Source organism: Prochlorococcus marinus str. MIT 9201 (genome assembly GCF_000759955.1).
Classification (GTDB): Bacteria; Cyanobacteriota; Cyanobacteriia; order PCC-6307; family Cyanobiaceae; genus Prochlorococcus_A; species Prochlorococcus_A marinus_G.
In genome coordinates this window covers 86,038-98,017 of the sequence record NZ_JNAL01000015.1, presented here as the reverse complement: position 1 = coordinate 98,017, position 11,980 = coordinate 86,038, and the positions used below count along the sequence as shown (strand labels likewise).

General features: G+C 29.5%; 10 protein-coding genes. 6 read left to right on the top strand and 4 right to left on the bottom strand.

All coding sequences use genetic code 11. From position 1 onward, the window contains the following. Both EU95_RS02575 and EU95_RS02580 read left to right on the top strand, forming a co-directional pair. On the top strand, positions 1-720 hold a 720-nt coding region (locus EU95_RS02575; RefSeq protein ID WP_032522568.1), incomplete at its 5' end, for a proton-conducting transporter membrane subunit. A gap of 13 nt (positions 721-733) precedes the next feature. Further along, positions 734-2,821: a M3 family metallopeptidase gene (locus EU95_RS02580; RefSeq protein WP_032522567.1), complete on the top strand. Its 2,088-nt coding sequence runs from the start codon at positions 734-736 to the stop codon at positions 2,819-2,821. On the opposite strand, the gene EU95_RS02585 is transcribed toward EU95_RS02580, so the two are convergent. The 4 genes from EU95_RS02585 to EU95_RS02600 all read right to left on the bottom strand — a co-directional run bounded on the left by EU95_RS02585 (position 2,814) and on the right by EU95_RS02600 (position 9,060). Beyond that, complete coding sequence (locus EU95_RS02585) at positions 2,814-3,407, bottom strand: esterase/lipase family protein (protein WP_032522566.1); 594 nt, start codon at positions 3,405-3,407, stop codon at positions 2,814-2,816. The two genes, EU95_RS02580 and EU95_RS02585, sit on opposite strands and share 8 nt — an antisense overlap. 5 nt (positions 3,408-3,412) lie before the next feature. Further along, the gene (locus EU95_RS02590; protein WP_032522565.1) at positions 3,413-3,775 is read right to left on the bottom strand and encodes a dihydroneopterin aldolase; all 363 of its coding nucleotides are present in this window, start codon (positions 3,773-3,775) and stop codon (positions 3,413-3,415) included. An 11-nt stretch (positions 3,776-3,786) separates the two neighbouring features. Beyond that, the gene (locus EU95_RS02595) at positions 3,787-5,097 is read right to left on the bottom strand and encodes a glutamate-5-semialdehyde dehydrogenase (protein WP_032522564.1); all 1,311 of its coding nucleotides are present in this window, start codon (positions 5,095-5,097) and stop codon (positions 3,787-3,789) included. A gap of 66 nt (positions 5,098-5,163) precedes the next feature. Next, complete coding sequence (locus tag EU95_RS02600) at positions 5,164-9,060, bottom strand: translocation/assembly module TamB domain-containing protein (RefSeq protein ID WP_032522575.1); 3,897 nt, start codon at positions 9,058-9,060, stop codon at positions 5,164-5,166. Positions 9,061-9,175: 115 nt separating this feature from the next. Here EU95_RS02600 and EU95_RS0109090 point away from each other — a divergent pair, with 115 nt between their 5' ends. The 4 genes from EU95_RS0109090 to EU95_RS02615 are packed head-to-tail and all read left to right on the top strand — an operon-like array spanning position 9,176 to position 11,945. After that, entirely contained in the window at positions 9,176-9,619 is a 444-nt protein-coding gene (locus EU95_RS0109090; protein WP_032522563.1) for a DUF2518 family protein, read from the top strand. A gap of 11 nt (positions 9,620-9,630) precedes the next feature. Next, a complete protein-coding gene (locus EU95_RS02605; RefSeq protein WP_032522562.1) occupies positions 9,631-10,038 on the top strand; it encodes a DUF4332 domain-containing protein in 408 nt (135 codons plus the stop codon). A 52-nt stretch (positions 10,039-10,090) separates the two neighbouring features. Next, positions 10,091-10,357, top strand: coding sequence for a hypothetical protein (locus tag EU95_RS10115; protein WP_032522561.1), 267 nt, complete (start codon positions 10,091-10,093; stop codon positions 10,355-10,357). Between the two features lie 7 nt (positions 10,358-10,364). Beyond that, on the top strand, positions 10,365-11,945 hold the full coding sequence (locus tag EU95_RS02615) for a CocE/NonD family hydrolase (protein ID WP_032522560.1): 1,581 nt from the start codon (positions 10,365-10,367) through the stop codon (positions 11,943-11,945). Positions 11,946-11,980: the final 35 nt, after the last annotated feature.

Sequence of the window (11,980 nt, the reverse complement as noted above, 5' to 3'; positions counted from 1 at the left end):
GAAATACATCTTCAAATTGCACCTGCATTAATTATTCTTGGAATCATTAATATAATTTACGGAGCACTAAATGCATTTGCGCAAGATAATGTTAAAAGAAGAATTGCATGTAGCTCAGTCAGTCATATGGGTTTTGTTCTATTAGGAATTGGAGCGGTAGATGCTCTAGGAATAAGCGGAGCAATGCTTCAGATGATTAGTCACGGACTTATCGCTGCAGCTATGTTTTTTGTTACTGGCTCATTCTATGAAAGAACAAATACTCTTTCAATCCCAAATATGGGAGGTTTAGCTAAGGTTTTACCAATAACTTTTGCTTTTTTCTTAGCAAGCTCTTTGGCCTCTTTAGCACTACCTGGGATGAGCGGTTTTATAAGTGAAATAACTGTATTTTTAGGTATCACAAGTCAAGAAGGCTTTAGCTCTATTTTCAGATCAATCACAATTCTTATAGCAGCTATCGGTCTAGTACTAACTCCTATATATCTTCTATCCATGTGTAGAAGAGTATTTTTTGGGCCCAGAATTCCTGCACTAGCAACAGTTAAAGAAATGAATGGTAGAGAGCTGACAATTGGGTTCAGTTTATTGCTGCCTACTTTAGTAATAGGTTTTTGGCCTAAAATTGCGATAAATTTATACGAATCTTCAACTAATGCTCTCAGTCAACAACTATCCTTAGCTAAATTAGTTGGAATGATTACAACATTAGTAAATTAGTTTATCTAAATAAATGGATACCTCAATTTTTAATTATGGAGAAATACCAGAATTTAAAAATTTCACTCCCGAAAATATCAGGAAACAATTTCCAGTAGTGCTGGAAAAGATTGATGAAGATTTTAAAAACATAGAGAAAAATTTATCTAATTATTTGATTCAAAAAGATTTAAATTGGGATAAAGTGATAAATCCTTTAAATGAAGTCAATGAAATTCTTAGATGGAGTTGGGGAGTAATAAGTCACTTAAATGCAGTAAATAATTCTGAAAGTCTTAGAGATATTTATTCAAAATTTCTTCCCGAGATTATTAGCTTGAGTAATAAATTCGGACAAAGTAAAATAATTTACAATTCTTTAGTCAAGCTTAAAGAAACAAATAACTTTGATCAAATCAAAAACAGAATTTTAGATAAAGAAATTCTTGAGATGCAACATAGAGGAATCTCACTACAAAAAAATGATCAAGAAAATTTCAACAATATTTCAGAAAAGCTTGGGAAGTTATCAACAGACTTCAGCAACAATGTTATTGATGCCACTAATAAATGGTTTTTGATATTAAATAAAAAATCTGAAGTCGATGGTCTTCCCGAACGAGTGCTTGAATTGATGGCTATTTCTGCACACAATCACTTAAAAAAAGATGGTGAAATTAATACTAAAAATGGTCCTTGGAAATTAAGTCTAGATATACCAACTTACACTTCATTTATGACATATGCTACCGACCGTAACCTTAGGGAGAAATTATATAAGGCATTCGTTGGTAGAGCGTCTCAAGGAGAAAAAAATAATTCACAAATCATTGAAGATATATTATCTCTTAGAAGTAAACAGGCTAATCTTCTAGGTTATAAAAGTTGGGCTGAACTAAGTTTGTCAACTAAAATGGCTAAAGAAATTAAGAATGTTGAAAACCTTTTAGAAGAATTGAGAGAACCAGCATTCAAAACAGCAAAAATTGAATTAGAAACGCTCGATAAATTTTCTAAAGCTAATGGATTTCCAAAATCACAGAATATTGAGCCATGGGATATTAGTTATTGGTCTGAACTTCTTAGAAAAGAAAAGTTTAATTTGGATCAAGAGTCTCTGAGACCTTGGTTTCCTCTAAATGATGTATTAAATGGTTTATTTAAATTAAGCGAAAAGCTTTTTGAAATTAAAGTGGTCGAGGCAACTGATGAGGCTCCTAAGTGGAATGATGACGTTTTGTTTTTTAATATCCTTAATAAGGAAGATAACAAAATAGCATCTTTTTACCTCGATCCATATTCTCGGCCTGAATCAAAGAGAGGAGGGGCTTGGATGGATGAATGTTTGAATAAAAATAATGTCGGCAAAAAGATTCTCCCCGTAGCTTATCTTGTTTGTAATCAGACTCCGCCATCAAAAGATAAACCAAGTTTGATGAGTTTTGAAGAGGTTCAGACATTGTTCCATGAATTTGGTCATGGTCTTCAGCACATGCTTACTACTGTAAATCTTCCTCAAGCAGCTGGGATCAATAATGTTGAATGGGATGCAGTTGAACTTCCAAGTCAATTCATGGAAAACTGGTGTTTCCACAAAAACACACTTTTGAATATTGCGAAGCACTATAAAACAGGAGAAAAATTATCCGATGAAAATTTTGAGAAGCTCCTAAAGAATAGAACTTTTAATTGTGGTATGGCAACTCTTAGACAATTACATTTCGCGATAACAGACCTCAGATTACACAGTAGTATTGATAAAAACGAAGGTAAAAAAGCAGATGAAATAAGAAGAGAAATTGCAAAACAAACAACTGTTATTGAACCAATTAAAGAAGATCAATTTCTTTGTTGTTTTAGTCATATATTTGCAGGAGGATATTCTGCAGGTTATTACTCATATAAATGGGCTGAGGTTCTAAGTGCTGATGCATTTTCTATGTTCGAGGAAGCTGATCTTGAAAACTCTGAAGATTTAAAGTTAATAGGAAGGAAATTTAAAGATACAATACTAAGTTTGGGTGGCAGCTTACCTCCATTAGACATATTTAAACTATTCAGGGGGAGAGAGCCGCAAACAGATTCCTTAATAAGACACTTGGGTCTGTCTGGAATTACATAGTAATTTCATCGATTATTTTGTCAATCACAGCTTTATTTCTTACAAGATTTCTATGTTTATATACTCTTACTGATATTTTTTTACCAAAATTTAAATTTGTCCACCAGCTAGGGAAAACCATTAGATCCCAATAAGTAAAGAAATTTATACACTCTATATCATCAAGAAAAAAATCATTATCTGCAAGTTCTCTCAAAAATTTACTATTAATTTTCATTTCTGATATTCCTTTAAAAGGGTATTTAGGTATTAATTGAGCCATCAAAGTTCCTTTGTGAGGAGAGCCTATAGATATTAATCTTCTTGTTCTTTTATAACCATTAAATTTTTGAATCCAATACCTACCAATTATTCCCCCCATAGAAAATCCCAAAATATCTAATTCTTTTTCTAAACCATATTTCTCTAAAATTAATTCGTTTAATATATTAGTCAAATCAATAATTGAAGTCATTCCATATGAATGCTTAAGAGTTGGGGCAAAATATTCAATTCCAATATCATCAAGTTTTGAGGTAAAAGAAGAAAAAATACTTGATGTATTCCAAAGACCATGAATCAATATAATGGGATTTCTTTTTTCCAATACTTTTAATTATTTTCAAGAATTCTTACTATTGACACCTTCCCATCAAAACCCGTAATTGGAGGATTGCATTTTGTCAAAATAATTTTAATTTTAGAAAACTTAAATCCCTGATCAATGATTTCTAAAATTTCATTTGAATATTTTTCGATTGTGAAACAATATATTTTTTTTGATTGTTCTTTTAAAATTTGAACTAATTTCGAATAGTCAGCAGTTTTTTTAATATCATCATTTAAGGTACACTTTTCAAAATCAGTCCACAAAAATATATCCAAACTAAATAGTTGACCTAATTCCCTTTCTTTATCAAGAACACCAACTCTAGCCCAAAGTTTAATATTCTCAATTTTTAAAAAAGTTTCCATCTTTAAAAGTTTTAAAGATCTTTATGTGTAAAGATAGCCTTACCAGATGAAAAATCATCAACTATATTACCATCACCTTTTAGAAAATATTTATAAGTTACCAAACCTTCTAAACCTACTGGCCCCCTTGGAGGAAGAGTTTGAGTAGATATCCCAACTTCAGCTCCAAATCCATATCTAAAACCGTCAGCAAACCTTGTAGAGCAATTATGAAAAACACCTGCACTATCAACTGTATTCATAAATTTATTAGCAGTAATTGAATTTTCAGTAATTATTCCATCTGTGTGTTTTGAACTAAATTCTTGAATATGAGTGATCGCCTCATTAAGATCGTCAACAATTTTTATCGATAAGATTAAATCTAAATATTCAGTTTGCCAGTCTTCAAAACTAGCCTCGTATTTTATCCCCATTGCAACTGATCTTTTATCTCCAATTAACTTAACTTCATGTGAATTAAACATAGGTATGGCCTTCTTTAGAAAAACTTCTGCAATATCTTTATGAACTAATAAAGTTTCAATAGCATTACATGCTGCAGGATATTGAATTTTACAGTCTAGAGAGACTGATAAAGCCATTTCAAGATTTGCCTCATTATCTATATACAAGTGACAAATTCCATCAGCATGACCTAGCACAGGAATTCTTGTATTCTCTTGAATAAATTTAACTAATTCATTACTTCCTCTTGGAATAATTAAGTTTATATATTTCTCAAGATTTAACATCGACATACTATCTTTTCTGCTTGTAAGTAGGCATATTGCATTTTTATCAAGACCTGATGCAGATAATCCATTCTGTAAGGCATGCACTATTGCAGTGTTTGTTAAATTTGCTTCACTACCTCCCTTAAGCATGACTCCATTACCTGATCTTATTGCAAGAGAACTAATCTGCATTACAGCATCAGGTCTAGATTCAAAAATAACACCTAAGACTCCAATAGGCACAGTTTTTCTTTCAAGGATCAGCCCCTTCGATAGCTCTCTTTTTATTTGAACTTGATTTACTGGATCAGCCAAGTCTCCAACTTTCCTTACTCCTTCAATTCCTAAATTTAATTTTTCTTTTGATAACTTTAATCTAGAGAGTAAAGCCTTTGAAATGCCTTTCTTTTCTGCTCTTGCGTAGTCCTCATTATTAGCCTCTAATATTTCTTTTGTATTTTTTTTTAAATAATCAGCCATAAAATTTAAGGCTTTAATTCTATTTTGATTATCAGTCTGACTTATTTTTATTGATGCCAAACGAACTTGATCAGCTTTCTCTAAAAGATCATTACCTGGTTGAGGAACTTCAAAGATATTACCCATAATATTTTTTAACTAATTTAATAATAATTCAAATTAATGATTCTTTAAACTAACTTTCTTTTAGACTTAATATCTAAAAAATAATTGAACTTGACTTTTCCACTCCCCATTGGAGTTATAAGAACCTAATAGTTCTAAGTTTGGATTAGCCTGAAAAGTCAAAATCCCAACAGGAGAAAGGTCATCTCTACCTGGAACAGTTTGAAACGCAAAATTTATAGTATCTGTAATATCAAGACCCAATTCGGCAACCCAAGCTTGAGAAGAAAATTCCTCTTTAGAAGCTGATTGTCCATCATTTTTTATATCTAGATTTTCATTAGAAAAGATATTATTTAAGGAATCATTATTTTCTATTAAGGCTGGGTATAAAGACAATTGAAATCTCTCGCTAAAAGCATCCGCATTATTAAGTTGAGAAATAAATGCTCTATTTATTAAATTTGCAGAATTTCCCCCAATTAATCCAATTATTTGTGACCTACTATAACTCGGCGTGCTCCTCAATTGAATTCTTCTATTTTCATCTTCAAAAGATAATTGATCCAAAAATCCTTCATAAGAAGCTTCAATTTTAATAAGCCTTGTATTCCCAATCCCAAATGCACCAAAACTACTTGAATTAGAATCTGCATCAAAATCATTTGATATATTTAAATCTTTATTATTTTCACTTATCGGTATTATAGAATCTGGAACTTTACTAACTAAAGAGAAATTAATATATGGAACGACTCCACTTCTTGGTGCAAATACAATATAGTTTTCTTTATTCTTATCAAGTTTAAACGGTGTAGTGTATAGATTCGCCCTGCCTTTTTTTAGATCAATAAGTCCTCTAGCATTTAAATCTTTCCCAACCATTCCGTTTATATTAAGATCTACAATAGTATTTAAATAAGCTTGAACTATTTCTGAATATTGAAGTTTAAAATCTGGACCAAGTTTTAATTTAAGATTATTAAAACTTAAATTATCTAAATAATTAGGTAAGGTTTCACCTAAAAGAACAGAATTTAAAATGGTTTCATTTGAAATTATTTCAATACTCTGCTTATTATTCCAGTAGAGTTCTGGCCAATCCTTCTTATCTTCCTTTCGTTTAATATTTTTATCTAATTTATTTTTTTGATTATTGCTATTAAAGTTAATAAATCCATTATTAAGAGATAAATCACCTCCTAAAATAGGATTTTCAAATGATCCACTTAAATCTATATTTGAATCGATTAGGAAATTAGAATTGCCTGTCTTTAAAGTAAACTTATTGGTTATCACATTAATCTCTGATTTACCAAAATCATTCTTACTATAAAAAGGCAAAGAACCTCTTATAAAAATATTTCCAGAATCTTCCGCTTTAGCTTTAAGATTCTTGATCTCTAAAGAGTCAAAATCAAAAATTATCACGCTGTTGATATCTTTTATTATGTTGTTATAAAATTCAATTTCGGAATCTTTAATTACTATAAAACCGTTCAAAATAGGTTTATTTAAACTCCCTTTTATTATCATCCGAATATTGACTACACCTTCTTTAAAGGTAAAGTATTCATCAGCAAAAATATCTATTAAATCGATAAATTTTCCATTCCCAATCAATCTCAGATCTAAGTTACCTGAATTATCTATGGGTATTGTGCCTTCAATATTAATTGGAATTTCAGAATCATTTACTAAAAGAGAAAAATCAATATCAAAAATAGAATTATTAAATTCAACTAATCCTTTATCAAATATTATTTTGTTATTTTTAATTGATGAATTATTGGAGGAAACTTCACCAGAGAAAGATTTTGTATCAAGATCATAAAATAAATTCATATCCAAACCTCCAAGAAAATCTCTTGGTTTATTTAAAAATATATTTGCTGCACTTAATGGTAATTTTTTAATTTTTAAGGAACCTTCCCCTCTTAATAAACCTCCTTCCAAATCAATAGAAAATTCATCTTTTTTATTTTTATATTCTTCTCTAGATAGTTCAAGATAACCATTTAATTTTGCATTTAATTTATAGTTACTTGGACTATTACCCTCAATAGATACTTTTCCATTATATCTACTGCTTAATTTATTTAAATATTCTTTTAAGTTAAATTTTTCATCTAGCGTATTATTATTTTCAATGAGGTTATTTATAAATTGAATCCTCTCTTCAAACGAATTATTTTCCTTATTTATTTCTAAATCATCTAGGATATTGGACTTTATAGTTGGAATAACTTTTTTATTATCAAAATTAAAAATATCAAGTGCAGTAAGGACAGTCCAACTAGTGCTTATATTGGTGAATTCTGAATTAATTAAATTATTATTATTTGATTCATAATTGATCTCAATTATTCCTCCATCGATTGGATATAATGATGAGTTAATATTAAAAATATTATTTTTGAAGCTAAATTCAAATAATGAGTTATCTAGCTCTATATTTCTATATTTACCAAGGCTCCAAGCCAGCCGCCCATCAATATTAGACTGGTCTGAAGATATTGATCCAGAGCCATTAATAATTCCTTTAATTCTATCAAATTGATTGTTTCTTATTGATAATTCAAGTTCATCAAGAGGAAAATTATCCGCTCGCCAATTATAACTACCATTCTCATTTAGGATACTTATGCTGCCTTTATTTGAGTTAAAAACTCTTATAAAATTTGCATTATCCAATTTAAGATCAGAATCAAACTTGATTGAAAGAAATGATGGGATTGGAGAATATCTATTTTTCATATTTAACTGAAATTCATTATTTTCATTTTTAATATCCCCCTCCCATATTTCTCTAATACGGATACCTTTATAGTGCGGATAATCAATATTAAAGTTTATCGAAATATTAGGATCAGTAACTTTTCCTTTTAATTCTCCTTTAGCAGTAATAAAACCCCTAATATTATTTTTTCGGAAAATATTTAAATTAGATAATTGAGTTCTATTTATTGTAAAACTAGTTTCTATATCACCAAAATTAATACCTCTTCTATCAAACCAATAAGGTAAATTACCCGATAATTTGATATCTGGATTAAGACTATTAATGTAGCCAATACTTCCTTTAAGATCAATACTATTGGAACTTTTATTAAATGGTACATTTAGATTAAAATTAGAACTCAAAGTTCCATAATCTAATTTTTCTGAATTACCAATTAAATTATTATCTTTACAAAAAAAACTGGTTGAATCTGAATTTATATTTTCTGAGAAAGCTTCCGATTTAATTTTTACATTAGTAAAAGAAAATCTTCCTTTGCAAAATGTTTCATTTGGTAATTTGTTAAATTTAAAGTTAGATTTAAAGTTTCCTTTTTCAAAACTAATTTTTCTATTACCAACAATGTATTCAGAATTCCCTAGATCTAAACCCTTAGAAAATAAATCCAGTTTGAAAAAGTCTTGATTTAACTTTGTATTAAATTTAAATTTTAAAAAACCTTTTTCATCAAAATCAGACTTTACATTTGCAATGATTTGTCTATTAATTGACTTGTAGATAATATTACCTTTTACTTTTGTTTTTAATCCTATTTTATTAAATTTTAAAATTGAATATTTATTTAGGTTAAAGTTCAATTCATACTTTGATTGTGATTTTTTTCTACTTCGTGAATTTTTATAAGATTCATCCCTTTTAAAAAAATCTCTATCTAGACTTATCGCAGCTTCCTTAGGACTTATTTTTACTATCCATTTTTGTTCTAAAAAAGATCTAAAAGGCATAATGCCAACATATACATTTTTAGCTTTAATTTCAGAATCTATATTTTTTTTATCATTAATTTTTGAATTACTTAAAGAAATACCTAGAAATCTAATTCCGACATAATCACCCAAGTCAACATTTTTATCCAAAAGAGTCTCAATTCTTTCTTCCAGTTCAAATTTTCTAGAATTATAAGTTTCTTTTAGAAAATTATTTAATAAAAATGTGCCTAAAAAACCAAAGGGTAAAAGCAACCCTACAAAAAGAATCTTAGTATTTAAATTTAGAGATCTAATTTTTTTCAAGTTAGAGCCCAAAAATAGAGTAGGCTTACAAAATATAAGAAATTAATTAGGTCAAAGCCACTAAATGTCTTTTTTTGAACTATTAGAGAACACACCCAAAATTTTTGGATTCCTTGGAATATTCCTTTTATGCGTTACGGTTATATCCTTTGTATTTAATTTTGGTTTTAAATTTAGAGTAATAGGAGCAACCATTTTCTCGTTATTACTTTCTTTAAGCAGTTGGGCATTTATACAAAGTTATAGTGAAAAAGTAGTAATAGAAGATGCAAAATATGTCCCAATTGTTTATGACAATGGGTTCGATTTGATTATTGCTAAAGCAGATGATGATTTCCCAGAAGAATCTATTGAACCAACTTTGGAACAATTATCGGAAAATTTAAGGAAAGGTAGTAGATCTGGTGCGAATGTAAAAATAAAGATAAGAAAACTTGAAAAAATTTCAGAAGGTGTAAGTAAACCAGTTGTTATAGGGGAAGTTCAGAAAAATGTCAAAATGAATTAGTCCGTTAAACAATGAGAAGTAATACCTTTTTAGATTTTTTGCCAACTAACTTTAGACATGAGAAATCTTTTTTTTTGCAGAATAATCTAACTGATTTTGAAAAATTAAGTAATCTATCTGACCAAGATATAAATGAGATTCAAAGAAAATCTTCACTATGTACATTGAATAATTTAAAGAAAATTAGAGCTATAGCAATTTTTAAAAATGAAATTGGAATTTCTCCACCGCAAGCATATCTACTATTACATTGCGGTATATCTTCTATTAAATCATTATCACTATCTACTCCTTACGAATTAGAACGCAAAATTGGTAGATTGGAAAGAAGTCTTAGAGTAAAAACTGAGACAGATACAACTTTTACTCTCTTAAAAGAATGGATTAAAAAAGCTTCTCAAATCTGCAAATCTATTTGAAATCTTGGTTAAAAAAATTTTTTAATGTACAATTTAGAAAAAGTAAGTAATAATGAAACCTTTTTTATTTTTGTTATTTTTGTTTTCAAACTCTTTATACCCTGTTTTTAGTCAGTCTAACTTATTAGAAAGTGTAAAAAAGAATCCAAGCGAAGCTAAGAGTTTATGTAATAAGTTTAGAGATTTTAATTCAAAAGGCATTTCAGCTAGTTCAGATAAAGCTATAGAGTATGTATCAAACAAAAAAAAGTTATCTCCCGTTAACGCAGAGATCTTTTCTATTTACGTAATTGGGCTGCACTGTCCAGAAATTATTTAAAGCCTAAATGTCTGGTTCAAGATGGTTTGACAAGTCTCTAATACTTAGAGATGGAGTAAAACTTATATCAAGGATTTGGTTGCCTAATAGTAATGGACCTTGGCCTGCATTATTAATGAGGCAACCTTATGGCAGAGAAATAGCATCAACTATTACCTATTCTCATCCTGAATGGTGGGCTTCCAAGGGGTATATGGTAATAATTCAAGATGTCAGAGGTATGGGTTCTTCTGAAGGAGTTTTTAATGGTTTTTCTCAAGAAGCTTGCGATACTTCAGAAACACATGAATGGGTAAGGTCTTTAAAAGAATGCAATGGGAAACTTGGGTTATATGGTTTTTCCTATCAAGGATTTACTCAACTTACTGGTGAATTAAAATCAAAGCCCCCCGATTGCTTATCGCCAGCAATGACTGGGATGAATATTAAGGATCATTGGTGCTCAGATGGAGGAGCATATTGGTGGCATAACAATATTACATGGGGACTGCAAATTGCAGCACTAAAAATGAAAAGAGAAAATAATTTATTTGAGTGGAAAAAGATAAGATTAGCCTTAGAAAATAAGAGTTATTTACGGGAGGGAATTGATATTTTAAAAAAATATGATCCTAATAGCTTCGTTTTGAAATGGCTTAAAAATTTAAATAATGCTTGCCTTTTTGAAGAATTTAAACCAATTCCAACATGGATGAAACAACCTATGTTAATTATTGGAGGACTTTGGGATCCACATTTAAAAGGTGCCTTTGATCTTTATAAAAAATCTAAAGAGGCTGGCGGAAATCCAGAGATTATTATTGGTAATGCGACGCATCTTAATTGGTGGGAGGGATCACAAGAATCTTTGTTAAAATTTTTTGATAAACATTTAAAATCAGATGAAATTTTTAGTTCTAAGAATTTAAAAGTTGAGAAAAAAATATGGAATATTTCATTAAATAAATGGGAAGAATTAGACAATAAATTTCACCCTGAATTTATTTTTGGGCTCAAAAGCAATGGCACCGCAAATGTAGATGTTGAAGATGGAAGTCTGACCATAAATTCAAAAGGCTCAGGATGGTTCACAATTGTTAATGACCCATGGAGACCTACTCCCTCTGACGGTGGTCATTTAGGTCCAAATCCAGGAATGTTTAACAGAAGTGTTATTGATAAACGCCTAGATGTAGGCGTTTTTCAAACTAATTCTTTCGAAGAAGATCAATATTTAAAAGGAGTTCCATTATTAGAAATCCCGGTAAAAAGTGATCAGCCAAATTTCGATATCTGCCTTGCTTTATCTCTAGTTGAAAAAGATAATAGAAAGATTAATCAATTTTCAACTGGCTTCTTAAGGATTAAGAACTCCAAAATAAATCAAGAATGCATTTATCAAATCACAATGCAGCCAACAAATATTTGTTTGATTAAAGATAGCAAGCTTCGCTTATCTATATCTGCAGCAGCTTATCCTGCTATTGGAGTTAATCCTGGATTTGGGGAGGAAAATGTTGGAGCACCCTCAGCAAATCATAGAATTATTACTCTAAGTTTTAGCCTTAATAAAACATTTATGAAAATGACTCCTTTTTTTTATAAATAATTATTTTTTTGGTTAATCATTTGATATTATAAATC

Coding starts and splice junctions, on each gene's coding strand:
- EU95_RS0109090 (WP_032522563.1), top strand. CDS start 9,176: ATGTCTTTTTTTGAACTATTAGAGAACACACCCAAAATTTTTGGATTC.
- EU95_RS02580 (WP_032522567.1), top strand. CDS start 734: ATGGATACCTCAATTTTTAATTATGGAGAAATACCAGAATTTAAAAAT.
- EU95_RS02605 (WP_032522562.1), top strand. CDS start 9,631: ATGAGAAGTAATACCTTTTTAGATTTTTTGCCAACTAACTTTAGACAT.
- EU95_RS02595 (WP_032522564.1), bottom strand. CDS start 5,097: ATGGGTAATATCTTTGAAGTTCCTCAACCAGGTAATGATCTTTTAGAG.
- EU95_RS02590 (WP_032522565.1), bottom strand. CDS start 3,775: ATGGAAACTTTTTTAAAAATTGAGAATATTAAACTTTGGGCTAGAGTT.
- EU95_RS10115 (WP_032522561.1), top strand. CDS start 10,091: ATGAAACCTTTTTTATTTTTGTTATTTTTGTTTTCAAACTCTTTATAC.
- EU95_RS02615 (WP_032522560.1), top strand. CDS start 10,365: ATGTCTGGTTCAAGATGGTTTGACAAGTCTCTAATACTTAGAGATGGA.